Genomic DNA, 23,604 nt, shown 5'->3' with positions numbered 1-23,604 from the left:
CTCTCCCACTCAGCCACAATAAATTTATTTTTATTTTCTGCATCCAAATGAGTCTCTCGATTGTAGTACCTATTAACAGTGGCGAAAAAGCTGTTTTAAATAATTCGAAAGCGACCATTAAATAGGGAATAAAAGATGAAAAAACACACTATGATGAAAGCACTAAAAATCACGACAACATCAACTCTTATGGTGATAGCATCTCAATCATATGCGGGCATGTTTTCTCAAGACGGTTTGCCCAGTGAGGTTCGTGTTCCAGCTGGACATGAAGTCTCGATGTATACCATGGCCAAAGGAAATATTACATGGGAATGTAAAGTCGACAATATGGATGACCAACAAGCCAAGTGGGCATTTGCAGGCCCTCGAGCAGTGTTAAGTGATAATAAAGGGAACCACTTAGTGTCTTATTTCGGTCCTCCAGCAACATGGGAGTCTCTCGATGGTTCCTCTATTACTGGAAAACAACTCGCGGTATCGCCTTCAGAGAAAGGAAGTATTCCTATGCAGCTCGTTAAAGCAAACGAGTCCGTTCGCCCGGGAGCATTAAAAGATGTTACCTATGTACAACGTATCAATTTATCGGGTGGCGCGGCTCCAGAAACCGGTTGTAATGTTGATAAACTCGGTCATAAAGTTGTGGTTAACTATTCGGGTGAGTACCTTTTCTGGAAACAAAAATAAATGAGTGGATACCTCTTGGTGTTCTCTCCTAGATAATGACTTGAAACGCTCAGTTCCGTATACTGGGCGTTTTTCTATTGGATAAATCGTGTGTCAACATTGAATGAATTTGATTATAAAAATGCACTTCAACAGTGTGCTAAAGGCGATAGACTTGCTTTGATGCAATTGTACGAGCAAGAAGCTTCGAGGCTCCTTACTGTCGTGTTGAGAATATTAAAAAATCGACCTTTATCCGAAGATGTCGTACACGATGCCTTTATGAAAATTTGGAGAAATGCAGACTCTTATAATACAGAACTTGGATCGGCGCGTGGGTGGATTTATACGCTAACACGAAATTTGGCGCTGAACGCTCTTAAGTATTCCAATCGTCAAATTCTCTCTGAACCAGAATTTTTACTCGACTTGTGCGATAAGCATTTCCATGATTCATCACACCACATCAGCGGGATTTCTGAAATGGCGGAAGATCCTCTTATACAAGCATCTCTCGATACGTGTTTGGAACATTTAGAGCCCGAGCGTAAGCTCTGTGTATTACACGCTTATGTTGATGGTTACACTCAGGATGAAATAGCTAAATTACTTGATAAACCGCTTGGTACCGTTAAGTCATGGATCAAGCGTAGTTTGAGCGCTTTAAAGGAGTGTTTACAATGAAAAAAGAAATAACAAATACTCCTGAGGCTGATGATGAGTTATCCGGGCAATATGTGCTGGGTACTTTGTCCGCACCAGAAAGAGAAGAGTTTGAGCATCGATTAGTAAACAGTATTGAGCTGCAAAAATCTGTCAATCAATGGCAACAGCACTTTTTAACGATTACCGATCGATTAGATACAGTTGATGCACCGCAACCATTATCCGCGAGAATTGAGAGAAGTCTCGATGAATTAGAAAAATCGACTCCGCAATCGGCTCAGCCAACACGTGAAGTTAATGTTTCTTTCTGGCAAAGTCTCGGCTTTTGGCGTGGCATATCGATGGCTTGTCTTATGGTGGTTTTGGCGATGGGTTTAAAGTTGCAAGTAATCTCACCGGAGCTAAGTAAACCAACTTATATCGCCGTGTTAATGCAACCTGAGAATAATTCTCCTGGTTGGGTGATTCAAACAAGTCAAAGCAGTCAAATGCAACTCGTCCCCTTGGGAGCGGTAGAAATACCGAAAGGAAAAGCATTGCAATTTTGGACCAAAGCTGATGATTGGGATGCACCGGTTTCTTTAGGGTTAATAAAGAATGGCGAAGCACTTAGCTTAAACATTGACAAGCTCCCCCCTCTTATCGAAAACCAATTGTTTGAATTAACGTTGGAACAAGAAACTGGTTCAGCAACAGGTAAACCTACGGGACCGATAACCTCGATTGGACGTGGTATTTCAATATAACGATTCTGATATCGCTAACACATGACAGATAAGAACACAAAAAGTTGAGTGCTTTCTTATCTGTCATAAGTGCTTATGTTTAAAGACTAACCCAATAGTGACAAAAGTACATTAAAAGACACTTATGAAAACAGTGTAAGATGGTAAAGGCCCAACCTATGCCTAATTTGAATACCAAGTTTAGTATGGAAACACTGGGTGCGCTATTGCTAATTTATAATATCAAAAATTAGGCTTAGTCTTTAATATTACTTAACGTATTACTTTGACGGATAGTCGCACTCGAACTTAAACGAGCCAATTTATAACTAACCTATTAATTTCAATATATTACAGGCACAAAAAAGACGCACAAGGACGTCTTTAATCAAGAGTTTGGGAGTGTGGACTCACGATTGGCATTACAATAAGCATTACTTTTGGATTTTGTTAGGCGTCTACCATAGAATAAATTCGACTGAATTAACGCCAAGATCTTCTTGCTTTTTTGAGCTGCTTTAACTCTAAATTAGCTTTCTCTAATTCAGTTTCTTCACGCAATAATTCTAGCTCTGCTTTCTCGAGCCTTACCTTCAGAAACCTATCAGCCTCTGGCTGTATATACATCATCCAATGATAAAACCCTAATATCATAAGTATCACGCCCAACGCCGTTATGATCCCGGATATAGTGACATAGAAACCCTTATCACTTATTGAAATTTCATATCGGGTCTCTGCAACTTCGAGTTGTTTTTCTTGCAATGCACTGGGTTTCTCAATTTGTTCAAGTCTAGAAGCCTCAAGGAAAGCAGAGTAAATACGCTCATTGTACTGTTCGTGCATAGATGAAAACATCACACAACCAGTAACCATTATCACCAACCCAAATAGGGCAAAGAACTTATAAATATTGTCTGTTGGCAGCGGCGCAGAAGCTCTTATCATCTTAAACTCTCCCTATTAGTCGAACATCTTTTCTTTCAATTCTTCACAAATACCATCAATACCTAGAAACAATAGACCCGCCGTAAGTCCCAAGCCCAGATGGAATACCGCATCTAGTGCTTGTAGCCTCTGAGCATCTTGTGAAACCAGCTCTATGATTTCCTTTTGGTATTTGGTATCAGTCATTTATCTATACGTTCCGGTTTTCTGATGCGTTAAACGAGTACATCCTAACTTCATCACGTGAAAACCAGCCCGAAGATTCATAGAACTGCTGAGCGTTGATATTGTCGTTAGCAACAAAGAGGTGAGTTTTCGATATTCCGATGCTTTCTAGCGCACTTATAGCACTGACGATTAGCTGCTTTCCGATACCTGCACCACGCTCAGATTCATGGACAGCAAGATGCTGAACATAACCTCTGCGACCATCTGATCCCACCAAAATAGTGCCGACGACTTGCCCTGGTCTTTCAGCAACAAAACTTAGGCCCGGATTAAGGCTGAGGTAACGCTCAATACTTTCGCGTGAATCCGCATCTCTTAATCGCATAGCTTCGATCGCAGACCATAGCTTTATGACCTGATCGTAATCTGCAATAACCATTTCCCGGATTGTAAAACTCATAGTTGACTGGTAAACCTCTGTGCCATTTGGGGGCTGGTAATACGAATAAAATTAATATGGCTGTAGCTCGGATCTTTGTACATTTCTAGGTAACGTTTTTTGTTGCTGTTGGTTTTTTGTTGCTGTTGTATGTTTTCAGTGTCCACAAGAGTACAGAATTTTTGCTAAAAAACGACTTACCAAAGGTTTCGGTATTTCCGGTACCAGACCATATCTCTTGTTTAGTAACAGACCTTAAAAAAGCACGTTTTACCGCCTGAAACAGAGTTCTTGGGAACGAATAATCCACCCATATAACAGCGTCGACCTCCGCTCATTTTATGGCACTGGTCCGGTTATAATTTCCATCAAGCACCCACTCAGACTTAGATAACTGACTTTCCAGCTCTGAGAAAAATTCTTCATCGGAAGGTTCTGTCCAGTTAGGCTTCCCGAACATGGCATTCATCTCCAGATGGGGATAACTAAGCTTATGTGCCAGCAGACGGCTAAATGTGCTTTTACCACTTCCGCTTGTACCGACCACATTTATCTTTTTCATTCGATTGTCTGAAGATGATTTATAGGAGCCCATGCAAACTCAACAGGACTGCTTTCTTTTGCTCCCCAAATCCAGCCATTAAGGGAGTATTCTGCAATAATAGTCAGAACCACGCCTTCTTTGATCTTTATTGGCTGCTCCGGCGCATCGTAGAACGCTTCGATAACTTTATATTTCATCACTTCGGTTAGTATTCCGTTCTCTTAAACATTGGATGTCATAATCTCGTTCATTAACTGAGCAGTTCTCTTAATCGTTTCAAGCTTTCCTGACTTTTCTAAAGGCTTCAGAGCAGCTATGGCCATAGGAGCAGTAAGCTTATTTACAGGAATTGATCCTATATTCGAAAAAGCATATAGCTCTAATTTGCGCCAGTTTCCCTCAATGGTCTGGGTTGAATTCTATTTCTCTTGCTGTCCATCCATAACTCGGCAACAAAGAGAAAAGTATTACTCTATTCGCTGGTGGTTCTGGCTTTTTGCTCTGCTTTCACCAATTGAGGATCAATCCCATCAACCACTAACTTACGAACTTCGGTAGCCTTTAATCTCGCATCAGCTAATGATACGTCGGGATAAGAACCAATACCTGTATAAGTGGGTTTCTTTGATGATGGTTTGATGTAGCGGCACTCCCATGCCCTAGCCCCGCTCTTACGAACATAAAGAAACAAACCACCACCATCACCTAGCCGATAAGATTTATCTTTAGCCTTTGCATTAGCCACTTCTTTTGCTGTTAATTTCGCCATATCTGATCCCCAAAGTAATGCCATTTAGGGGTTAATCCTGCTCCTTGATTTTCGAGTAATGCTTTTTTATCGAATCTATAATTATCAATTAATTACAGTATCGAGGAGTCGACTTCAAGTTGGCTCCTTAACTCACAAGTAATGACGAATTTTTTCCCGAAAGTAATGCTGATTTCAGGTTAAGTATAAAAGCATTACTTTTAGCATTACAAAAAAACTTGGATAGGAATGGATAGGTTTGAGCGCAACTTCACACTAACATATTGATTTTACGAAATATCAGAAATAAAAAAAGACGCCATTAGGCGTCTTTAATCAAGAATTTGGCGGTGAGTGAGAGATTCGAACTCTCGGTTCATCAGAAAAACCACATACCTCTTAATAAACAACTACTTACCAAACCACTAGAAACCCGCTTTGTACCACTTCTCTGTACCACCAGAAGTTATGAGATCGTCACTTTTATATCGTTAAATGTCAAGAAATAACAAACTCAATAAATTCCTTGATTACGGCTCATTTCAATACCCCATTCAATTCTCGTTATAAGAAACATAAGACACCTCCGTAACCTAAGGAAAACTATGTTTCGAACCCTGCTCAAAAAACTCATCTCATGGCTAAAAGAGCTTTGGAGTCTATTTGAAGTCATTGATGAAATCGTACCAACCAAATCTCACTCCTCTTCCAATGTTATCCCATTAAATAAAGCCTCCCCGCAACGTTCAGTATGGGTAGATGATATTGATCCAATGCCAGAGGTTGTTAGTCACCGCTATGTTGAACTAGAAGGCTACGCTGAAAGCTTGCATATCGACAGACGGGGACGATACGACTTAAACCAAATTGCCCTGTTTGCTGAAAACTTTGTTTGGATATCGCCCGATGCCATTGATGAATTCATAGATAACTCTATGGATTACGTTCGTAGCTTCATCAAAGGAAAACCTGTTCTTTGGCTATCCAAAGACGATTGCATTGAATGGGCTTATCACCAATACAGCGCCCTTGCCGATTTACTTTAAGGAAACCCATGAACATCATTATTATTACCAACCCAAATGAGGTTGACAAAAAAGCTCAACAAGCCGCACTCAGCAATCCTAACGTCACTATTGAAGAGCGTGTCGTTCGCTTTAACAACAAACGCATTGCCCACTATGTACTTCTTCCTAATGGCGTAGAAATTACCGTTACAGATAGACCGTGGTACATCAGTGAAAAACTAATAGAAGCACGATTACGCGCTCTATTTGATTAACCCTCAGGCTTCCATTTCGGAAGCCTTTTTACTTTCTAGGAAACCCCATTATGTCAACACTCAAACAAGCCGTTAAGTTAGTACAAGAAGGCGATAGATACTCGGGTCACGGACGATTCTTTTCTGATTTCATTGATGACTGGAGCTACCATCAGACAGGTCTTTATCCGCCCTCTAAGCCACTTGACGGTGAGAGAAAGCGGATTGCCCATCAACTATCGCATGTCATACAACAGGCATGGAGAGAAGCACCGGGAGAGGATTTTCTTGGTCACTTAATTGAAGAATGTGGCGGCTCAGGACACCTGTCATTCTTTAGAACTCCGCCCTCACTCAGCTTACTAATGGCACAACTCATGGGCGTAAAATCAGGCATGACTGACTTCTGTGATGTTTGCATGGGGAGTGGTTCATTAACACTGGCTCACATCTACCAAACCTTTCAAGAAGGAGGAGCAAAAGCCGTTGCTCGCTTAAACATCACAGGCGAAGACCTTTCTGTTAATAAGGTGAAAGTCGCAATGATTCAAATCATTAATCTATTGGACATCTTAGGTGACGAGCAACCTCTCTATATTCACAGCTTACGACTTTATGAAATCAACAGTCTAAGTAGAGAACTAGGAGCTGTACACTACGGTTTCTCTGGCCTCAATAATAAACACTGCCGCTTAAGTGATGAACAATTGATGTTAGTTCACCAAGCTCTCACGCATAATATCCCCGTTGAAACCATTAGTGAACGTGTTCGAGCACCAATTAACTTAATTAAAAGAGAGCAGCAAAAACTCGAAAAGACGGTCTGTCTACCATCGATAGGAAACTCGACTATTCATGCACTACCTTCCGTTATTTAAGCGGTATCAATAGGTTGTAACCTATTGGTACTCTTCATATATCAACCAACATCTGCACAATCCCTTCAAGATTATCGATTTTACCATCTGTACCACTAATTACACCTTTTGGTACATGCATAAATAGTGAGAGCACATCATGGCGGTTTACGGCTACGCCCGCGTCAGTACCACAGGACAGAACCTTGATGTTCAACTTAATGCCCTTGCTGATTGCGATCGCATATTCCAAGAGAAACGCTCAGGCGCATCTAAAACTCGACCGGAGCTAATGAACTTGCTTGAGATCGTTCAAGAAGGCGATACGGTGAAAATAACCAAGCTGTGTCGTTTAGCCAGAAACACTCGGCACTTATTGGAGATCGTTGAGTTCCTAGATGAACAACACGTTGGTCTTGTCATCTTGAACCTTGGAATAGACACCACCTCCTCTACTGGTCGCTTAATGTTAACCATGATAGGTGCAGTTGCCGCTTTTGAGCGAAGTCTACTGCTTGAGCGTCAAGCCGAAGGCATTGCGATAGCTAAAGCACAAGGCAGATACACAGGAAGAAAAGCCACAGCAAAAGCAAAGAGTACCGATGTGCTCTTATTGGATGCAGAAGGCATGAGTAAACAAGACATCGCGGACACATTAGGCATTAGCCGAACCAGTGTCTATCGAATTATTAATGAAAACAAAAAGGAAATGGAATGAAGGAACGAAAGCTCATAGTCCTCGGAATTATCTCTATCCTACTAGCCGGATGCCAAAACACGTCATTGGATAATCAAGTGGATATGGCGTCGGCAATTGATATGACTTTTTGTGACGGCTCTGGGGTCTCTAATTTAGTTAAAGGAAAAACATCCACTAATTTTACTTGTAACAAAATATCTCGCTTCTCAATACCAGCTAAAACTGGATTTAAGTCTGATGCTGAATATATTGCAGAGCATTATGATACTCAAGTCGAAGTTAAAGAGGCTTTATGCCCGGATGAAGCAGAACTGCCATTTGAATACAAACACAAACGTACTCGTGAAAATGACACGCATCTTATTGAATGCAAAAGCTCTGGACGGGCTTACATTGACGCTGGACTCTATCGAAATACCATAAGCGACCAGCTAGAGTACGCTTTTACTATGAGTTCATTATGCACAGAAAGCGCCCCATTCCAATTAAGGTTTATAGCGCAAAAAGGAAATAAAAAGACCATTCAGTTCGAATGCGGACCATCACGCTACACCATAACCACCAGATTTCTAAGCAACATTACCTTAGATAAAATAGAAAGCATTAACGCTCTTTCTTGTGATTACACCGGATTCAAATCATTCAATTTTAATAATAGAAGAGCTACTTTCCAATGTGGCAATGGCTCTCACAACACCTTAACTCTATAAGGAATTATCATGAAAAAATTACTACTGCCTATAACTCTAGCTTTGTTGGCTGGTTGCTCTAGCTCTGAATACGCAGAATCAATGCCTAACCCGAATAAAACAGTCGTGTATGAACGCGTTGATATTAGCCAAGAACTTAATGCCAGTTACTGTGAAATGACTGGGTTTAAGCGATTCCATGAATCAGATAAGTATTACACATTTGAATGTAAAGATGGCAGTAAATTCCGAGTACCTAAATAACCCAACTCACGACAGAAAACAAGAAGATATTCTATGAAAAAACTAATCAGCTTAATGGTAATGGTTCTCGCACTTAATGGTTGTGGTGAAGATAAGAAATTCACCTATGGTTCAGCAGATAACACAGAGACTATGATCGGTTTAGGTCATGCGAATGATGTTGATATCGACATTAATTACATGGTGATAACTGAAGTAGAAGAACAAATTGAAATATATCTTGCTGAGGCTAATAAATCTTCAAGGAATCTCAATGGCTTAATATTCCGTACAGACAGCCTACCTAACTTAGCTTCTGCCATAAAAGCGGCAGCCGATGATACTCGTCGTTTTTCCGTTCAACAATATCATATATCGTATTTGGGAATGCTCAGAGTTTAGTGATAGTTGTCGTTCTGATGGTGGTTTTGCTGTCAGAGTAGCAAGAATGCCAACTAAAAACTCTCGAAGTCACAACGTTGCAATCTTAGGTTCTTACAGTTCAAACGATAAAAGGATTTCAATTGTATTTCCGACATCAAAGCAAGCTATTATCTTTGCTGACAAGCTACTAGAAGCCAATAAGCTATTCGATTAGGCACATAATGAACCCTCTAATCATTACTTATGCCAACTATGCAGAAGCACTCATGCTTCAGAAAACGGCAAACGAAGCTCATGCTAAAAAAGGGCATTTCGCAAAGATGTGGGATTCAAAGAAAGACCGAGCGGATGATACTGTCCGCTCAACTTTTAGAGAATTAGAACGTCTTTTAGATATTGCTATCAAAAAAGAAATGGAACGCCGTTGTGAGCCTGAAGATTTCACTGAATTCTTAAAGCTAACCGCACACTTTGCAGGCAGAGCAGCCTTACGACATTTCTTATGAACTCAATTAAATAGCCTTTCAAACATTGAGAGGCTTATTTTTATGGTTACATCGGTCATTCTGGTTACTGACCTTAACTTACCATCATTATCAATAGGTTAACTAATAAGCACCACGTAACCACCAAACAAGCACTTGGTTACCAATACTTACCCTCCATTCCCTTTGGTTAACTTCTCTCTTATTTCTCTTTTCTTTCGCTTAATTCATCTAAAAACAACAACATAGCCTAGAGTTGTTAGTTTTCTTCATCGCTACTTCCGCGCTCACCTTAAAATAAGAGTATCACCAACTAACTGGTGTCATTACTTAGACAAGGAGAGTCACATGTCAACAAATACAATCCAATCATTATCCACTCGCAACTTCATTATCGGTGAGTTGTATTTTGCTGGATATGATAATAGCGACATTCATCAATTCATGGAGAGCAAACCATTAAGCACTCGCAGAATTCAGCAAGTGATTAAGGACGATTATCTCTCAGGTAATTTGCGTGACAACATGATTCAAGATGCCCATTTCGATGGCATTCCAATTGCTGACATACACCTATTCATGATGCTACCTGCTTTGAGCCTACGTCAGATTCAAGCAATCACAAAGAAAGCATGGGATGAGGTTCGTTCATGAAAATCAAACCAAACCGTCGAACTCGATGGCATCTAGAAAACCTAGCCAATCATTCACATTGCTCAATGGCACGGATAGCCATGATGCTACTGAAGGATTATACCAATGCACGAAATGACGCTTAAGCTTCCACCTGATGTCATAAGGCATCTAACTCTAGAGGCCGATACTCTCGGCCTTTCTTACTCGAAACACCTTTTGGCAGTACTGGATGTACTTGCTACTACTCAATCAAAGGAACTGATTAATGATGAACTTACTAGAAAACGACGCACTACTGACTGAACTTCAAGAAAGCATTGATGATGCTTGTATCTTAGAGGATGCTGAGGACATTCTAAATTTCGTTATGACACTTGATGACGGTGAGCATGAAGACCTACACGACACTGACGAACGTCAAGTTGTAAGAGTCTACCGTACCACTCTTGGCTTTCGATTACACAGTACCGCATGGGATATTGAAGGTAATGACGTAAAAGCTAACTTCCTATTTTCTGATTACGAAAGCGGATTTGACAGTATCGAAGGGTATGATCATGAGGAAGCGCAAGAGCGCCGCGAAGCAGTTCGAGTTGAACGACAAGCAAAGCAAGCTCTAAAGCAAGAAAAGAGCTTAGAGCGCTTCCTGTGCATCGAGGCCGCCTACTTACAGGGAGAGAAGAAAGCCCACCCCTACCTGTTAGCCAAAGGAATTTTAGTCGATAACGTTAATATCGACTTTCGCGTTATTACCGCCCCACTGTTTACACAAAATCAACCAATGGAATTGCTGATTTACAAACTGAGTGATGATGCCTACCAAGTCATTACACCGCGTAAACTTGAGCTAAATGGCAAACCACAAGATAAATTCAACATCATTCGTGAAAGCGGAATGATGCGAGGGGCTTACGCTGTCGTTGGCAATGGTGAGCCTGAGTTTATTGTTGAGGGTCTTGCTGATGCGATTAGTGCAAACATGGTGCTTGAGCGCCCTGTTGCCATTGGTTTAAACGCAGGTAATATCAAACACATCGCAGAAGCGTTGCCTGAACTAATCCTCATAGGCGATAACGATGAGGCTGGTCGCCTTAGTGCCAAACAATCAGGACTCGATGCGATTTTTTGTACTGAGCACAAAGACATTGATGATATGCGTCAAGATAAAGGATTAGTCACAACTAAGCACTTTCTTGAGCAAGAAGTTGGTCGAATTGAGCAAGACCGAGCACCACTACTAGGCGATAGCAATCAAACGATTACCCTTGTCTCTGCACCTCCGGGGACAGGTAAGTCATACCATGAGTGTCGACGCATCATTCAGGGTAGCGGCTTAACAATTTATGCAGTACACAATAAGAAAGCCATGGGACAAGAAGACAGTCGTATTAGCATGATTAGAGATATCTGTACTGGAGACGATAACCTTACTCTTCCAACGATCCGTAGAGTTAACGATTCTGAATCTAAAGACACTATCACAGTACAATTCAACCGCATTATCGATGAATTTCAAGCGGATGAAACGGAAGATAAAAATTGGGTTGTCTTTATTACTCACCAAGGAATGAGTTTGCTTAGCTTCGACTTTGGAGACGACCTAGCGCCTGCATTGGTGATTGATGAAGTACCAGACGCATTCAAAGTAAATAACCAACAAATGAATGCGGACAACCTTAGCACTTATCTTAATTATTTCGATGTTAGCATAAGGGAGTTCAGCAGCTACTACATTGCAACATTAATTGACCTTAATCGAAATGGTCGAGCCTTCATTGCTGATCAAAACAATAAGAAGAGCCTTGAGACCAAACTGTATTGGAAACTCATCGACCAAGTGATGCGCTCTCGTAACCACACCAACTTTCTACATATCGAAAAAGGGAGCGAACGGTACGCAAACTGTTTTAATACACAAACGGAAGTTGCCTCTAGAATACGAATAAACACTCAACCTAAGGTTACCAAATGTGAAGTCTTTGATGCTGACCTGTTTGATTCTTTCAGTGAAATACGAATACTCTCAGATGACTGCGAGAACAGCGTATTAGCGCTTCTGCTTGAACGCACACAAGGCGTTCAGTGTGAAGTGGAACGATTGCCTTCTCGTCATACAAATGGCGTAGCAAGCCGCATAGGTCGTATCATAGGTATCACTGAGCAGCAATTCAGTAAGAATAAGATGGATACTCGACCTGACCTTTCGAACAACATCGCTCACGCCATTGCTGATGAATGCGATTTAGCAAATTCACTTTGGTTACTCAATAACGCAAGTCGAGATAATGGAGATGCCTTGGCTTACTTAAAGGAAGCCGGACATGAAGTGGATGACTTCAACCCGATGACCCATGGACGTAATGACTTAACACGATTCGATACCGTTATCATGCTCTATAGCCTTAAGCCAAGTCCGATTGAAAGTGCGTTAATGGAAAACTTAGGTATCAGCAATGCTGAAATAACAAGATGGCGTGAGCACAATGTTCACATGCAGAATGCTTTTCGCTGTTTCTTACGTAATCCAACTGGAGAGCAAATGGGTACATTGGTGTTTCCCGATAAGGCAAGCATCGAATACTTTTTAAATAGAATAGAAAATGAATGGGGCGTTGACGAACGAGTCTTGGTTGAAGCGAAGGTATCCTACTTAACTAATCCTCAGCTACTTGCTGATTTCGAAAGCAAACCTTCAGGTCGCAAGATGGCAGGGGATATACCTTTAACTCGTAATGAGTGTAATAAACTCAGCTTGTGGCGTAAGGAAATGCCCCTGTTAAATGACTTTTCAAATACGCTTACCCAAGGACTAAAGTCAGTCGTTAGCTTAAAGAAAAAAGAGCTTTCCGTTCGATACGACGCATGGGAAGAAGGCTTACAAGCTGCTAACGAGGACATTTTTGTAAATAACAGTGGGTATAGTTTTTAAAACAATGATGTTCATATAAGAAAGATTCTTAGGAAGAGTTACCTCATTATTTTTGGGATGTTATAGAACAACCAATAAGAGTGAGTTAACTTATACCTATTTACCTTAACATCACTAAAAATAGCTTGTAATTACTTTATCTAATAAACAATTCTAAGCTTACCTCTAATCTTGTCAATATTACGCTGTTACTCCGGTGTCCATGGTTACTTTTAGTCTTTCTTAAACGGATTCAATTAGTTACTTAAACAACCGTGCAGTAACCTATCCTTATCTCTCTCGGCTACCGTAACCATTAGGAGCCAAGCGGCCATCTTTACGGGTTACGACATAAGCCCCTTAATAACAATGAGTTACCAGCAGGTAGCCACAAAATCAGAGTAACCACTTTAAAACAAACTAAATGACCTGCTTAACGTTTAGTTTCCTTTTCGCTTTCCACCGATTAAACACTTGATTAAGTTGATACTTAACAAATAAACGGGTAACGTTTGATTCTGAAAGCCCTAGACCAAATTCAAAAAACAACTTCGTATCTGCCACCGTAAGTTTCTCTTTCTTAGTTCCAGTTAAATAACCATAGTCCCTTGCTGACAATGATATTTCTAACTTTTCACCGCTAAGAAAATGGTCAAGATCACCTTTCACTATAATTTCTGATGACTGCTCTTGGGCTTTTTCAAATCCCATCAGGATCTCATTCAACGTAAACATATATCCATTATATTCACGAATAGAATCATCTTCTCTTTCATGCCCTTTTGCTTGCTCAATAAAGTCCTTTTCAGACTCGCCATAAAGCTTACCCTCTAAATAATCGATCATAAAATAGGACAGTTCTCTAGGTATCTCAAGACCGTTTTCTCTGGCTATTCGTGCTGCTGTAAACAACGTTTTTATCGTATCACTCTGACTGTCTCTTATATAATCTTGTCGAAACCTTGCTGCCGTCAGCTTCAAATCAGTCTCAATGCCCTCGATATGTTGCAACGAACCGAGAAAGGACAAAGCACGGGAAACTTCTTTATCAAAATCATATTGTTCTTTAGTTTTCATTACCACTTACCCCAAAATTAAATTGAGAGGGGACAAGCCCCTCGCTCATAGCTAATCTATATCTGCTTGTTCTACCTCAGGTTCAATCAACGTATACTCAACAATCTTTCTATCAAGCTTATAAACCCACTGTTACCAGCAATGCAAAAATGAGCCACTTCAACAATTGAAATCTGATCCAGTTAACTTAACACTGGTGCTTTTGGATAAGCACCATGATTTCAAAAGAAGAGCTCATGAAAATAAAAGTCTTAGCCATCCAAGGAATGTCTCAACGAGCCATTGCTAAACAGTTAGGCATATCGCGCAACACCGTTAAAAAATACCTGCAAGGTGATTTTGACGAGCCGCATTATGCTACCCGCAAAACAGGTATTTCCAAATTGGAAGCCTTTAAACCGTATTTACACTCTCGACTAGCTAAAGCTGCTCCAATACACTTATCAGCCGTCGTTTTACTCAGAGAAATTAAAGAGCAAGGCTATACAGGAGGCATATCGTTACTGCGTCAATACCTACATCAATATCGCGGTAGCGTTGAACCTCAACCCATTATTCGCTTTGAAACCGAAGCGGGTAAACAAGTGCAAGTCGATTGGGGCCAAATGCGAGGTGGAAAATCACCACTGCACGCCTTTGTCGCTGTTTTAGGCTACAGCCGTGCATTGTTTGTCGCGATTACTGACAACATGCGCTATGAAACGCTCGAAGCATGTCATCGCCAAGCTTTTGAGTATTTCCAAGGCATCCCACAGCAAGTGTGGTATGACAATATGAAAACCGTTGTGATAGAGCGCGACGCTTATGGTGAAGGTAAACACCGCTTTAACCAGCACTTCTACCAATTTAGTAAAGAAATGGGGTTCATTCCAAAGCTATGTAAACCCTACCGCCCACAAACAAAAGGCAAAGTAGAGCGAATGGTGCGCTATGTGCGCGATAACTTTTATCAGCCATTGGCGACCAAATTATCGGCCCTTGAACTTACTTTGGACGTTGAGACTGCCAATATAGAAGTCATTGACTGGTTAAATACAGTTGCTAATCAACGTATTCACGACACAATCAAAGTAAAGCCAGCGGATAGATTAAAGGAAGAGCAAGTCTATCTGCAATCTTTACCCCCAACTCAACTCCCTGCACCACCACAGCCGGCAGAAGTGACCATGCCTGTCTTTGATATGCCCTTTGAGACTCAACCATTACACCATGACTTAAACATTTACGCGCAGTTTTCGGAGGCATTATGAACTTACAATTAGCTCGTTTGCATGAACTAACCGATGAGCTGCAACTTGCAGGTGTTGAAACGAACGCAACAGCACTAGCGCAACAAGCGGCAAAAGAGGAATGGGATTATTTACAGTTCTTAGAGCGCGTACTGCAAAGTGAGCAGGCGTATCGGCACCAACGTAAACAGGTTATGTTTACACGTATGGCTGGGTTTCCATCATTAAAATCGCTCGAGGAATTCGACTTTACGTTTGCCACTGGTGTGCCCAAAAAACAGGTTAATGAGCTTGCCACACTCTCGTTTATTGAACGAAAAGAAAACATCGTTCTGCTTGGGCCATCCGGTGTAGGAAAAACACATATTGCCAGTGCGCTAGGTTACAAGGCAGTGCAAGCAGGCTTAAAAACCCGCTTTATTAGCGCGTCTGATTTAATATTGCAATTAACCACAGCGCAAAGACAAGATAAGTATAAACAAGTGATGCAGCGCTCAGTTCTGGCACCCAGGCTACTGATAATTGATGAAATAGGTTATTTACCGTTTAGTGCTCAAGAATCCAAATTATTGTTTGATGTCATTGCAAAGCGTTATGAAAAAGGGGCGATCATACTCACCAGCAACCTCCCATTTGGACAATGGGGGAGCATTTTTGCGAATGATACAGCGTTAACATCAGCGATGTTAGATAGAATTTTACACCACTCACACATTGTTCAAATTAAGGGGGAAAGTTATAGGATCAAAGAAAAGAAACAAGCAGGATTAATGGAAAACCTTAATAAATAGTGGATCATTATTCAAATGATGGAGTGGATCACTTTTCGGTTGTTGTTGACACCCACATAGGTTTACCATTATATTTCTTCTGTGTCGTTACACGATTCTTGCTTGGAATTAGAACACCGATATCTTTAAGAATACCTTCAACTGCTTGACTATCTAACCCTTCACAAAGCTCACTCTTAAATACATTCGGGTAGATATAGAAAAAGTTATCATCCTGACTCCCCCAAACCGCCCCATTGCGTGCTGCTGTTTGCTCCGCAGAATTCAATCGTAACAGTCCCCAAGAGACCAGCTTGTTACTCACTTGCTCTAATGCTGCTTTCGCTTCCTGAGATCCATGGCCACCACGAGCATCAACCCATACCTTAAAACAGGCTACAGCTGCTTTATTAGCCTCTCCTTTGTCCCACCCCGTAATTCCTAACTCAGTTGCCAATTCACCCGATGCTGCTACTTGAGCAAATCGTTGAGCAACACGATGAACTTGAGGATCTGACTCACTTAAATCTAGTAACGATAGGAATTCACGAATATTATCTGCGAGCTTCTTCTCCATTCCTTGATAATCAGCAGAAACTTCCTCAAGAAATGCAGTGGCAGCTGTACCATAGTACTTCAGCGAATTACGTTTAATCGCTAAAGCAAACTCATTACCATCAGTCAAGTCCTGAACTGTATCAAAAGCCCCTAGATTCCTCCCTGCATCAGAGGATAAGTCAATAAAGCGAACTTCTTGACCACCACGAACCTGCATTCCCGCTTTATCCAGTACTGACTTAAGCGATACTTCACCAGCTGACAGGTACAGTAACTGCCAAGATAAAGCTTCTTGCATACCGCCACCGTTTTTTCCTCGTACCTTCCCTTCACCATTACCAAGCATATACACGGCTTCACCCGCTTGCTTTGGGCTAACCTCAGCCAACTGACTGAACTCATCCAAGCACAGTAAAGTATGGTTATGGCTTGCAGCAAGGGCTTCTAGACCATTAACCGTTGCGCGCCATCGTGGGAGGCTTTGAGGATTACCAAACACACTCTTAGCTAGCGTAAGAATAGTCGTTTTACCTCGGCTACTTGCGCCTCTGAAATGAAAACCACCAGATTCTCCATTCATTAACGGAAGTAACATGGTAGCAAAAGATACTGAAGTACCAAACGTTAAGCGACTGTTACCTTTACACAAACTTGCTACGTTTTCCCGCCACTCTTGAAGAGTGCCGGATGATTCATAGTTAGCAGGGGATTCCATTATGGTTTGATAAACCACTTTCTCATCCTTTTCACCAATGACCTTCTCAGGAAAAACAAACATATCCTGATACCAACCCGTTTTAGACACTGAGCGAGCTCTCTGAAGAGGCTGAGACTGCATCAAGTACTGATTCACACTCTTTTGCGCACCATACTCAAAAGTAAGCCCTCGGTTCACTAGAGGGTCGATAAACCCTTTCCCTGTTAGCATTTCCATCGGCATTGCATAACGATGAAGATTCTTATCGCCATCATACATTTCAATATAGCGCCCCCATCCCTGACTTTTTATATCACGAGTTAATGCAGACACTTTTAATGGAGAGCAAATCCAATCCAACCGCTTCACCCCATCTTTACCAATACAGGCTAAATGGACCCCTTTATCATTTAATACATAACCCTCTGGGATTCTTAATTTCGCAGTTTTGACAGCCTTCTCAATTTGAGGTTTTAAATCGATGCTATTAGAGCAATCAACCCGAGCTATGCTTAAGGAATCTAGCGCATCTTCTAATTGAGTTATTCCCTCATAACAAAACACAATAACAGCATCTTCACTGAAAGGAGCAAGCTGAGACTTAATACTCTCTAAATCATCAGCAGTTCCAATAACGATCGAGTTGTAATTGGTTGTTCGATTAACCTTATTGGCGGTTAGAATATTATCGGTAACCAAAGTAATCTTCTGTGGGTCACCTGCAAACCGAAAGAATCCTGCTTTACTATTGTCAGTTCCAAATACTATCCCTGCCTGCTCCCCTGTGATTTTCTTCACACCTGCAAGCTCAGCATCTACATTATTCATCACGATATAAAGTTCTTCTTTCTCGCTTACTAAGAAATCATTCGCAGAAAGCTGATGCTCAGTTAGAAAACGATGAGTGGTTACGGGGCGAAGTTCGCCCATTAAACCTCCTAGCTCTTCTGGTGAAAGGAAGGTTTGCTCAGTCATCGCCGCGATTGCTGTATTCGTACTCATAAATTGCTCCTAGTTAAGTGTTCACAATTGAACGAAACCATCTTAAGAGCAGAGCCTTTTTCAAACTAGTTCACCATTACCGCGAAACATTGAACTTGATTTCCTATGGTTTTCATGGAATAGAAAGAGCACTCCAACTATAAGCAAGAGCATAGGTCCTATTTTTAATCAAGTTCAAATTCCAACGATGGCATTGAACTATTTAACTACCTCCTCTCTATCTATCATCTTCCATTCCAATTTCAGAATAATAAATTAAGAGGATATATTTATGGACATCGATATGCTTAATAGTAATCATTCGATTTGCAAACGCTTAGTAAGTTTAACGCCGTGGGAAAGCGTTCAATCTCGTCTGCTAAAGCCATTTAGCAAGCATTTATGTAACAATAGATTCTACATCTCTTATGATTACACACCTGACGTTTCGATAAACGATGGTACTTATTTCTTGGCTAATAAAAATAGTTCACGTCTATCGGGAAACATGACGGAAAAAGAGCTTTATAATGAGTTACGAGCTTGCGGCCTTCGAGAGAAAAAAGCATTAAGATTAATGGGGATATTAAAACAGTCATCGTTTTCAATCCATTTTGGTTCACTAACAGAAGAAGACCTATTAATATTTTATAAAGGTGATGGCTGTGTTATTCCTGAAGAAAATACTGATAAAATTTTATTTCCGCTTTTATTTTCTTTTTCTGAATGGACTGACATCACACGAGAAGAAAATGCTGGCTTTGATAAATTCCCCCTTTCAAAACGCCATCGATTAATCTTCAATACAATCCGCCATAATATTACTATTTATGACCCGTTGGTAAATTTAACTGACTATGCGAGCCTATCAAGACAAATTGGTGAAGCAGTTATTAATAAGTATCCTGCTCTCCGTAATGAAGTGTTAAGCTATTGGGATAGAAAAGAAAAGCAAGGTAAGAATATAACTTCTAATTACCGGAATTTATCAATACCAAATAACGTTTTATGTGGAATGCATAAATTTAGAAAAGATGTTGGTGATGAACGGTTTGTGCAGTCCGGCTTAGCTGCTAGATTTAAGTAAACCAAAAATAACAAGCCTACATATAATTGCAGGCTTGCGGTGATTTTCAAGCGACATGGGTTGATGGTATCCCAAGCTTTCGTGTACTGCCCATGACAAAGCAATGGGGAAGCTGCTCAGCCAAAGGGAACCTGATGCTCAATCCTCACCTAATCAAAGCGCCTAAAGAATGTATTGATTACGTGATTCTGCATGAGCTTTGCCACATCGCTGAGCACAACCACAGCGAGAAGTTCTGGCGTTTGCTGACAAGCCTGATGCCGTACTGGAAAGAAGTCAAAACCCGTTTAGATGGGATGGCTGAGTTGTATTTGAATGAATAAGGATTGTTGAAATGAGATGTCCAACTTGTGAAAAGCATATTGGCTGGGACTGGCTAGAAGATGAATGCGTCGAACCAAATGAAACCTTTGATTGTCCACATTGCGATGAAACCTTGCGCTATGAAGTGGATGAAGGCACATACCTTGGTGCTCAGCATGTAACGATTGAAGTTATGGATGATTGAGAAAATGGCTAATACATACATATTTCAGGGCAATCCCAAACACTACGATATCGATACCTACTTAGCGACACACCCATACATTTATTGGCGCTGTCCAAGCTACAAAGACAAGATTCAAATTGGAGACAAAGCCATATTATGGCGAGCAGGTAAAGATGCTGGCATGATCGCTATTGGGGAGATTGTTGAAGCACCGACTTCTGCATCAAGTATCAAATTTCCTGAATTGCTTGGGCAGCGTTTCTGGGCTTCGGACGAAATGGATGTCAACGACATAAAGGTTGGCATTGCAATTAGTGAAGTAAGATTGGTTGCTGATGAACACTCAATATCACGCCAACATTTCAAAACGGATACCGTCGTCAATAAGCATCGAATTATTACCAATCCCACTGGCACAGTTTTTCAAGTCGAAGACACGATAGCTAATAAAATGTTCTCTGCTTGGAATAATAGCAGTGATTCAGGTGCAGAAATCGATGAGCTTACTCCTAGCAAAGTTACGGATTCTGAGGGTAAATATCGTTATGTGCTGCACAAAAGAAGAGAGCGTTCAAGTGCGTTACGCAAGGCAAAAGTTAAGCATTTTCTAACAACCAATAAGTTCATTCATTGCGAACTATGCCGCGTAAACCTTAACGAGAAATACCCAAGTTCTCTTTCTGAGGGATATATTGAAGTTCATCATATCAAACCAATATCAACACTGGCGGAGCACACACCGACTCACATCGACGATCTGATACTTTTATGTCCGAATTGTCATCGAATGGTGCATAGAACAAAAGATGCGGAGAAAAACCTGGAAGACTTAAAGAAATGGTTTGTAGGTGAGTAACAATTTATGCAGATAAAGAAAGGTGGCATTTTGACTGTAAAGGTGTAGATGGCATTATATAGTATTCGCCACCATTTCGACCAGCGTTACCCATGTTTTTAATTTTGACTTCGTATAAGTGGCTCAGTTCGTGTTTTTCTTGCTGTGAGCGAAAACGTAATGAATCAATTTTCTCTAGTGCATCACGCAGTGAATAACCACTCTGAATTTTGTTTTTAATCTCGCTAAAAATCTCACCAATTTTATACTCAATGGTATTCGCGCTATCAGCACGTTGCTTAAAGCGTTTTAAGTATGGGAATAACTGACCATCAACGAAATCCATCAGATCATCACCCGTTAAAGCGTTGTTATGGTCAAAGTTACCTTTTTCATCTTTAGGCGCAGCCCAGTTACTCCAACGGAATTGCTCTTCGATGATGTACTCATACGTCTCCATCATCATTTCCGCTTCTTGGGATTTAGTGAACTCAAGATCGTCAAGGTACTTTAAAAACAGCATCCATGAAGACTGTTCTGTGTAATCTAGCTCAGAAGAGCAACCTGCGTCTTTATGGAAGATGTCATCAACGTTCTTGAATACTTGTTCAAACATGTTTTGAATGTCCTGATAGCGGCTAAGTTATGGGTTAAGAGAGTTAGTGAATAAGCAACCAATAACTGAATTTTTATATAGTTAGCAATGATATACCTTAATTACATTGGAGACCAGTTAGCATCGACAAGATAAAGCGTTACAAGTAAGCTCAAAGCAATCAAAAACGTAACGTTAATTAATACCTACTTATGGTTTTAGTTATTACTCCTTAGGTTACGGCGGTTCCCATGGTTACCTCCTGTTTTTCTTAAACTGATTCAAATAGTTACCCCTTAACCTATAAGTAACCACATCGTACATACCTCGGTTACGGTAACCCATAGATCATTCAAGCGCGACATCTCGTAATATCTTAAGTTACAATCAGTTAGCCAGCAGTAACCGCAGAAACCAAGGTAGCCACTCTTTTCAATACGTCTCCAATAAATTGGTATAAGTATCTTAAGGTACACAATAACAACAGGAGGCCATGTGCTTGAGCTTACTAAACGGCTCTATTTGATAGTAAAACGAATACTGAAGATTATCTTTAATGTTCATCCTGACCTTTCACCTGAGCATCAACAACAGGCTCATGCTGAAATCTCATCCATCCCACTAACCGACACATTAAGTGAATATCAACGAGTCGCCAGTGAGCGAGGACAAATCGAGGGCAGACGTGCCTACAAGTTATCCTTACTTGAACAACGAGGCATCCCGTTAATATTCAGATTGAAACGGTTACTCATTGATATTGTACGTGCCATCAAACCTGCACATACCCTATCTATCGTCAAACCACTGGTAAACTAAGGCTATACCATAGGTTTACTACCCCCTGCGGTACAGTATAGAACCCTCCAACCACCCTAACTTTACCAGTACAGTAATTAGACCCTAAGTTTACTAGGAGCACCTATGGGCTTTATTCGAGCTTACCTACGAGTCAGTACAGTAGGTCAAGATGTAATGCGAGCGAAGCAAGAAATAGAAGCCTTTGCTGCAAGTCACCACCAACAAGTCGCCGCGTTCTACTATGAACGTTACACCGGAACATCATTAAATAGACCTGAGTTATCAAGACTACTCTCGGACGTGTCACAAGGTGATATTATTTTGATTGAATCGGTTGACCGTATCAGTCGTCTTAATAACACCGACTGGCTTCACCTAAAGCACACCATTGAATCTAAAGGCGTCAGTATCGTCGCCCTAGATCTTCCCACAAGCCATGTAGCCCTGAAACAGTCTGATGACAGTGATAACTTCGTTCACGCCGTCTTACGTGCTGTGAATGGAATGCTGCTTGATATCTTGGCGGCTACCGCTCGTAAAGACTACGACTTGAGACGTAAGCGCACATTGGAAGGGATTGCTAAGGCTAAGAGCGATCGACCCGAAAGTTATCAAGGGCGAAAACGAAATCAAGTCTTATGGGATTCAATCAGAACCCTACTAACCACTGAGCATAGCTACTCTGCCATCCAACAAATAACAGGAGCGAGTCGAGTGACCATCGCTAATGTATCTAAAGAAATGAAACTGGAGATCAACCATGAAATCCGCACAACTTAAGAAAGTCGTCAACTTCGTCCATCAGCACAATCCTGAGTATTCAGGCAAACAACTGCGCGCCATTCTTCAATCAAACCCTGAGCAATTCATCGACTTGCTTAATGCTTCACTATCGAAAACCCAATCAGTACCAACATATATCCAAACATTTATCGACCAAATCATTAAAGAGGAACCAATCATGAACATCGAAAAGAACCCATCAATCACTATGCGCCTTGTTAGCTTCGTAAAGAGCGTTTGGGGTAAAGCCACTGAATTCTTCGCATCTAAAGTAAGCAAAGTAAAACTAACAAGCACTGCTGCGATCCTTGCAGCTATCGCATTCTTCGCAACGAACAACACCGCACTATTGGCTATGTTAGCTACACTAAAGAGCCAAGGTGCCATCAAAAGCATCAAAGCGTTCGGTAATAGAATCGCCAATGTATTTAAGGGGATGAAGGATTTTGCAGTAGGCAAAGCTCAAGCGGTATTTGGGTACGCTCAGCTCAGCGGTCTATTCCTTGTTGAACAAGTAGTATCACTTAAGAACTTCGTGGTAGCTAAAGTAAAGGCGGCGTGGAACTGGATTGCTAGTTTATTCAGTAACGAGAAAGAGGAAGAGGAAGACAACGTTATCTATCAGGCTGCTTAA

Annotated in this window: 31 protein-coding genes and 2 pseudogenes; 24 read left to right on the top strand and 9 right to left on the bottom strand. The window is 41.0% G+C overall.

Annotated features, from left to right (window positions below):
* Positions 1-135 precede the first annotated feature (135 nt).
* From ACLKML_RS17290 to ACLKML_RS17280, 3 genes are all read left to right on the top strand, one after another.
* The gene (locus ACLKML_RS17290; protein ID WP_413284240.1) at positions 136-687 is read left to right on the top strand and encodes a DUF3455 domain-containing protein; all 552 of its coding nucleotides are present in this window, start codon (positions 136-138) and stop codon (positions 685-687) included.
* Positions 688-777: 90 nt separating this feature from the next.
* Positions 778-1,350: a sigma-70 family RNA polymerase sigma factor gene (locus ACLKML_RS17285; RefSeq protein WP_413284239.1), complete on the top strand. Its 573-nt coding sequence runs from the start codon at positions 778-780 to the stop codon at positions 1,348-1,350.
* On the top strand, positions 1,347-2,078 hold the full coding sequence (locus ACLKML_RS17280; RefSeq protein WP_413284238.1) for an anti-sigma factor domain-containing protein: 732 nt from the start codon (positions 1,347-1,349) through the stop codon (positions 2,076-2,078). The genes ACLKML_RS17285 and ACLKML_RS17280 overlap by 4 nt, the downstream gene beginning before the upstream one ends.
* 462 nt (positions 2,079-2,540) lie before the next feature.
* On the opposite strand, the gene ACLKML_RS17275 is transcribed toward ACLKML_RS17280, so the two are convergent.
* The 6 genes and pseudogenes from ACLKML_RS17275 to ACLKML_RS17250 all read right to left on the bottom strand — a co-directional run.
* Entirely contained in the window at positions 2,541-3,005 is a 465-nt protein-coding gene (locus ACLKML_RS17275) for a hypothetical protein (protein ID WP_413284237.1), read from the bottom strand.
* A 15-nt stretch (positions 3,006-3,020) separates the two neighbouring features.
* On the bottom strand, positions 3,021-3,191 hold the full coding sequence (locus tag ACLKML_RS17270; RefSeq protein WP_413284236.1) for a hypothetical protein: 171 nt from the start codon (positions 3,189-3,191) through the stop codon (positions 3,021-3,023).
* 4 nt (positions 3,192-3,195) lie between these two features.
* Positions 3,196-3,612 carry a GNAT family N-acetyltransferase gene (locus ACLKML_RS17265; protein ID WP_413285920.1) on the bottom strand — a complete coding sequence of 139 codons (417 nt, stop codon included), beginning with the start codon at positions 3,610-3,612 and terminating at the stop codon, positions 3,196-3,198.
* A 334-nt stretch (positions 3,613-3,946) separates the two neighbouring features.
* A complete protein-coding gene (locus ACLKML_RS17260; RefSeq protein WP_413284235.1) occupies positions 3,947-4,174 on the bottom strand; it encodes a hypothetical protein in 228 nt (75 codons plus the stop codon).
* The gene (locus ACLKML_RS17255) at positions 4,171-4,353 is read right to left on the bottom strand and encodes a hypothetical protein (RefSeq protein WP_413285919.1); all 183 of its coding nucleotides are present in this window, start codon (positions 4,351-4,353) and stop codon (positions 4,171-4,173) included. The genes ACLKML_RS17260 and ACLKML_RS17255 overlap by 4 nt, the downstream gene beginning before the upstream one ends.
* Positions 4,354-4,389: 36 nt before the next feature.
* A pseudogene (locus tag ACLKML_RS17250) lies at positions 4,390-4,925 on the bottom strand (integrase arm-type DNA-binding domain-containing protein); the annotation flags it as partial.
* Between the two features lie 584 nt (positions 4,926-5,509).
* On the opposite strand from ACLKML_RS17250, the gene ACLKML_RS17245 reads away from it, so the two are divergent.
* The 12 genes from ACLKML_RS17245 to ACLKML_RS17190 all read left to right on the top strand — a co-directional run bounded on the left by ACLKML_RS17245 (position 5,510) and on the right by ACLKML_RS17190 (position 13,088).
* Positions 5,510-5,950 carry a hypothetical protein gene (locus tag ACLKML_RS17245; protein WP_413284234.1) on the top strand — a complete coding sequence of 147 codons (441 nt, stop codon included), beginning with the start codon at positions 5,510-5,512 and terminating at the stop codon, positions 5,948-5,950.
* 8 nt (positions 5,951-5,958) lie between these two features.
* The gene (locus tag ACLKML_RS17240; RefSeq protein ID WP_413284233.1) at positions 5,959-6,186 is read left to right on the top strand and encodes a hypothetical protein; all 228 of its coding nucleotides are present in this window, start codon (positions 5,959-5,961) and stop codon (positions 6,184-6,186) included.
* Between the two features lie 50 nt (positions 6,187-6,236).
* Positions 6,237-7,043 (top strand): hypothetical protein, encoded by an 807-nt coding sequence (locus tag ACLKML_RS17235; RefSeq protein ID WP_413284232.1) that lies wholly within the window; start codon positions 6,237-6,239, stop codon positions 7,041-7,043.
* Between the two features lie 139 nt (positions 7,044-7,182).
* A complete protein-coding gene (locus tag ACLKML_RS17230; protein WP_413284231.1) occupies positions 7,183-7,740 on the top strand; it encodes a recombinase family protein in 558 nt (185 codons plus the stop codon).
* Positions 7,737-8,432 (top strand): hypothetical protein, encoded by a 696-nt coding sequence (locus ACLKML_RS17225; protein ID WP_413284230.1) that lies wholly within the window; start codon positions 7,737-7,739, stop codon positions 8,430-8,432. The genes ACLKML_RS17230 and ACLKML_RS17225 overlap by 4 nt, the downstream gene beginning before the upstream one ends.
* 9 nt (positions 8,433-8,441) lie before the next feature.
* On the top strand, positions 8,442-8,675 hold the full coding sequence (locus ACLKML_RS17220) for a hypothetical protein (RefSeq protein WP_413284229.1): 234 nt from the start codon (positions 8,442-8,444) through the stop codon (positions 8,673-8,675).
* A gap of 33 nt (positions 8,676-8,708) precedes the next feature.
* Complete coding sequence (locus tag ACLKML_RS17215) at positions 8,709-9,056, top strand: hypothetical protein (protein ID WP_413284228.1); 348 nt, start codon at positions 8,709-8,711, stop codon at positions 9,054-9,056.
* Positions 9,057-9,259: 203 nt separating this feature from the next.
* On the top strand, positions 9,260-9,544 hold the full coding sequence (locus ACLKML_RS17210; RefSeq protein ID WP_413284227.1) for a hypothetical protein: 285 nt from the start codon (positions 9,260-9,262) through the stop codon (positions 9,542-9,544).
* A gap of 327 nt (positions 9,545-9,871) precedes the next feature.
* On the top strand, positions 9,872-10,177 hold the full coding sequence (locus ACLKML_RS17205; RefSeq protein ID WP_413284226.1) for a hypothetical protein: 306 nt from the start codon (positions 9,872-9,874) through the stop codon (positions 10,175-10,177).
* Positions 10,174-10,302 (top strand): hypothetical protein, encoded by a 129-nt coding sequence (locus ACLKML_RS17200; protein WP_413284225.1) that lies wholly within the window; start codon positions 10,174-10,176, stop codon positions 10,300-10,302. The genes ACLKML_RS17205 and ACLKML_RS17200 overlap by 4 nt, the downstream gene beginning before the upstream one ends.
* The gene (locus tag ACLKML_RS17195) at positions 10,283-10,462 is read left to right on the top strand and encodes a hypothetical protein (protein WP_413284224.1); all 180 of its coding nucleotides are present in this window, start codon (positions 10,283-10,285) and stop codon (positions 10,460-10,462) included. Before ACLKML_RS17200 ends, ACLKML_RS17195 begins: the two co-directional genes overlap by 20 nt.
* Positions 10,425-13,088 (top strand): hypothetical protein, encoded by a 2,664-nt coding sequence (locus ACLKML_RS17190; RefSeq protein WP_413284223.1) that lies wholly within the window; start codon positions 10,425-10,427, stop codon positions 13,086-13,088. Before ACLKML_RS17195 ends, ACLKML_RS17190 begins: the two co-directional genes overlap by 38 nt.
* A 399-nt stretch (positions 13,089-13,487) precedes the next feature.
* Here ACLKML_RS17190 and ACLKML_RS17185 read toward each other — a convergent pair whose 3' ends face one another.
* Complete coding sequence (locus ACLKML_RS17185) at positions 13,488-14,144, bottom strand: hypothetical protein (protein ID WP_413284222.1); 657 nt, start codon at positions 14,142-14,144, stop codon at positions 13,488-13,490.
* Between the two features lie 215 nt (positions 14,145-14,359).
* Here ACLKML_RS17185 and istA point away from each other — a divergent pair, with 215 nt between their 5' ends.
* Positions 14,360-15,394 carry an IS21 family transposase gene (gene istA, locus ACLKML_RS17180; RefSeq protein WP_413282455.1) on the top strand — a complete coding sequence of 345 codons (1,035 nt, stop codon included), beginning with the start codon at positions 14,360-14,362 and terminating at the stop codon, positions 15,392-15,394.
* Positions 15,391-16,164 (top strand): IS21-like element helper ATPase IstB, encoded by a 774-nt coding sequence (istB, locus tag ACLKML_RS17175; protein WP_413282456.1) that lies wholly within the window; start codon positions 15,391-15,393, stop codon positions 16,162-16,164. Before istA ends, istB begins: the two co-directional genes overlap by 4 nt.
* Positions 16,165-16,192: 28 nt before the next feature.
* Here istB and ACLKML_RS17170 read toward each other — a convergent pair whose 3' ends face one another.
* A complete protein-coding gene (locus tag ACLKML_RS17170) occupies positions 16,193-18,400 on the bottom strand; it encodes a DUF927 domain-containing protein (RefSeq protein WP_413284221.1) in 2,208 nt (735 codons plus the stop codon).
* Positions 18,401-18,671: 271 nt separating this feature from the next.
* Here ACLKML_RS17170 and ACLKML_RS17165 point away from each other — a divergent pair, with 271 nt between their 5' ends.
* From ACLKML_RS17165 to ACLKML_RS17150, 4 genes and pseudogenes are all read left to right on the top strand, one after another.
* Entirely contained in the window at positions 18,672-19,466 is a 795-nt protein-coding gene (locus ACLKML_RS17165) for a hypothetical protein (RefSeq protein ID WP_413284220.1), read from the top strand.
* Between the two features lie 47 nt (positions 19,467-19,513).
* Positions 19,514-19,789 (top strand): annotated as a pseudogene (locus ACLKML_RS17160) (M48 family metallopeptidase); the annotation flags it as partial.
* A gap of 11 nt (positions 19,790-19,800) precedes the next feature.
* Positions 19,801-19,974, top strand: a complete 174-nt coding sequence (locus ACLKML_RS17155) for a hypothetical protein (RefSeq protein ID WP_413284219.1) — start codon at positions 19,801-19,803, stop codon at positions 19,972-19,974.
* 4 nt (positions 19,975-19,978) lie between these two features.
* On the top strand, positions 19,979-20,812 hold the full coding sequence (locus tag ACLKML_RS17150) for an HNH endonuclease (protein WP_413284218.1): 834 nt from the start codon (positions 19,979-19,981) through the stop codon (positions 20,810-20,812).
* Positions 20,813-20,816: 4 nt separating this feature from the next.
* Here the strand turns inward: ACLKML_RS17150 and ACLKML_RS17145 are convergent, their stop codons facing one another.
* Positions 20,817-21,407, bottom strand: coding sequence for a type I restriction-modification system subunit M N-terminal domain-containing protein (locus tag ACLKML_RS17145; RefSeq protein WP_413284217.1), 591 nt, complete (start codon positions 21,405-21,407; stop codon positions 20,817-20,819).
* A 474-nt stretch (positions 21,408-21,881) separates the two neighbouring features.
* Between ACLKML_RS17145 and ACLKML_RS17140 the strand changes: the two genes are divergently transcribed.
* The 3 genes from ACLKML_RS17140 to ACLKML_RS17130 all read left to right on the top strand — a co-directional run bounded on the left by ACLKML_RS17140 (position 21,882) and on the right by ACLKML_RS17130 (position 23,604).
* A complete protein-coding gene (locus ACLKML_RS17140; RefSeq protein WP_413284216.1) occupies positions 21,882-22,205 on the top strand; it encodes a hypothetical protein in 324 nt (107 codons plus the stop codon).
* A gap of 105 nt (positions 22,206-22,310) precedes the next feature.
* Positions 22,311-22,967: a recombinase family protein gene (locus ACLKML_RS17135; protein WP_413284215.1), complete on the top strand. Its 657-nt coding sequence runs from the start codon at positions 22,311-22,313 to the stop codon at positions 22,965-22,967.
* Positions 22,948-23,604, top strand: coding sequence for a hypothetical protein (locus ACLKML_RS17130; RefSeq protein WP_413284214.1), 657 nt, complete (start codon positions 22,948-22,950; stop codon positions 23,602-23,604). Before ACLKML_RS17135 ends, ACLKML_RS17130 begins: the two co-directional genes overlap by 20 nt.

Origin of the sequence: Vibrio sp. MA40-2, assembly GCF_047302445.1 — a bacterium.
Lineage (GTDB): Bacteria > Pseudomonadota > Gammaproteobacteria > Enterobacterales > Vibrionaceae > Vibrio.
The sequence above is the reverse complement of the archived record's forward strand: the minus strand, read 5'-3'. Positions and strand labels throughout refer to the sequence as shown.

What these genes read in the sequence shown, in the direction of transcription:
- ACLKML_RS17290 (WP_413284240.1), top strand. Translation starts at nt 136, where the DNA reads ATGAAAAAACACACTATGATGAAAGCACTAAAAATCACGACAACATCA.
- ACLKML_RS17280 (WP_413284238.1), top strand. Translation starts at nt 1,347, where the DNA reads ATGAAAAAAGAAATAACAAATACTCCTGAGGCTGATGATGAGTTATCC.
- ACLKML_RS17275 (WP_413284237.1), bottom strand. Translation starts at nt 3,005, where the DNA reads ATGATAAGAGCTTCTGCGCCGCTGCCAACAGACAATATTTATAAGTTC.
- ACLKML_RS17270 (WP_413284236.1), bottom strand. Translation starts at nt 3,191, where the DNA reads ATGACTGATACCAAATACCAAAAGGAAATCATAGAGCTGGTTTCACAA.
- ACLKML_RS17265 (WP_413285920.1), bottom strand. Translation starts at nt 3,612, where the DNA reads ATGGTTATTGCAGATTACGATCAGGTCATAAAGCTATGGTCTGCGATC.
- ACLKML_RS17260 (WP_413284235.1), bottom strand. Translation starts at nt 4,174, where the DNA reads ATGAAAAAGATAAATGTGGTCGGTACAAGCGGAAGTGGTAAAAGCACA.
- ACLKML_RS17255 (WP_413285919.1), bottom strand. Translation starts at nt 4,353, where the DNA reads ATGAAATATAAAGTTATCGAAGCGTTCTACGATGCGCCGGAGCAGCCA.
- ACLKML_RS17245 (WP_413284234.1), top strand. Translation starts at nt 5,510, where the DNA reads ATGTTTCGAACCCTGCTCAAAAAACTCATCTCATGGCTAAAAGAGCTT.
- ACLKML_RS17240 (WP_413284233.1), top strand. Translation starts at nt 5,959, where the DNA reads ATGAACATCATTATTATTACCAACCCAAATGAGGTTGACAAAAAAGCT.
- ACLKML_RS17235 (WP_413284232.1), top strand. Translation starts at nt 6,237, where the DNA reads ATGTCAACACTCAAACAAGCCGTTAAGTTAGTACAAGAAGGCGATAGA.
- ACLKML_RS17230 (WP_413284231.1), top strand. Translation starts at nt 7,183, where the DNA reads ATGGCGGTTTACGGCTACGCCCGCGTCAGTACCACAGGACAGAACCTT.
- ACLKML_RS17225 (WP_413284230.1), top strand. Translation starts at nt 7,737, where the DNA reads ATGAAGGAACGAAAGCTCATAGTCCTCGGAATTATCTCTATCCTACTA.
- ACLKML_RS17220 (WP_413284229.1), top strand. Translation starts at nt 8,442, where the DNA reads ATGAAAAAATTACTACTGCCTATAACTCTAGCTTTGTTGGCTGGTTGC.
- ACLKML_RS17215 (WP_413284228.1), top strand. Translation starts at nt 8,709, where the DNA reads ATGAAAAAACTAATCAGCTTAATGGTAATGGTTCTCGCACTTAATGGT.
- ACLKML_RS17210 (WP_413284227.1), top strand. Translation starts at nt 9,260, where the DNA reads ATGAACCCTCTAATCATTACTTATGCCAACTATGCAGAAGCACTCATG.
- ACLKML_RS17205 (WP_413284226.1), top strand. Translation starts at nt 9,872, where the DNA reads ATGTCAACAAATACAATCCAATCATTATCCACTCGCAACTTCATTATC.
- ACLKML_RS17200 (WP_413284225.1), top strand. Translation starts at nt 10,174, where the DNA reads ATGAAAATCAAACCAAACCGTCGAACTCGATGGCATCTAGAAAACCTA.
- ACLKML_RS17195 (WP_413284224.1), top strand. Translation starts at nt 10,283, where the DNA reads ATGCACGAAATGACGCTTAAGCTTCCACCTGATGTCATAAGGCATCTA.
- ACLKML_RS17190 (WP_413284223.1), top strand. Translation starts at nt 10,425, where the DNA reads ATGATGAACTTACTAGAAAACGACGCACTACTGACTGAACTTCAAGAA.
- ACLKML_RS17185 (WP_413284222.1), bottom strand. Translation starts at nt 14,144, where the DNA reads ATGAAAACTAAAGAACAATATGATTTTGATAAAGAAGTTTCCCGTGCT.
- istA (WP_413282455.1), top strand. Translation starts at nt 14,360, where the DNA reads ATGATTTCAAAAGAAGAGCTCATGAAAATAAAAGTCTTAGCCATCCAA.
- istB (WP_413282456.1), top strand. Translation starts at nt 15,391, where the DNA reads ATGAACTTACAATTAGCTCGTTTGCATGAACTAACCGATGAGCTGCAA.
- ACLKML_RS17170 (WP_413284221.1), bottom strand. Translation starts at nt 18,400, where the DNA reads ATGAGTACGAATACAGCAATCGCGGCGATGACTGAGCAAACCTTCCTT.
- ACLKML_RS17165 (WP_413284220.1), top strand. Translation starts at nt 18,672, where the DNA reads ATGGACATCGATATGCTTAATAGTAATCATTCGATTTGCAAACGCTTA.
- ACLKML_RS17155 (WP_413284219.1), top strand. Translation starts at nt 19,801, where the DNA reads ATGAGATGTCCAACTTGTGAAAAGCATATTGGCTGGGACTGGCTAGAA.
- ACLKML_RS17150 (WP_413284218.1), top strand. Translation starts at nt 19,979, where the DNA reads ATGGCTAATACATACATATTTCAGGGCAATCCCAAACACTACGATATC.
- ACLKML_RS17145 (WP_413284217.1), bottom strand. Translation starts at nt 21,407, where the DNA reads ATGTTTGAACAAGTATTCAAGAACGTTGATGACATCTTCCATAAAGAC.
- ACLKML_RS17135 (WP_413284215.1), top strand. Translation starts at nt 22,311, where the DNA reads ATGGGCTTTATTCGAGCTTACCTACGAGTCAGTACAGTAGGTCAAGAT.
- ACLKML_RS17130 (WP_413284214.1), top strand. Translation starts at nt 22,948, where the DNA reads ATGAAATCCGCACAACTTAAGAAAGTCGTCAACTTCGTCCATCAGCAC.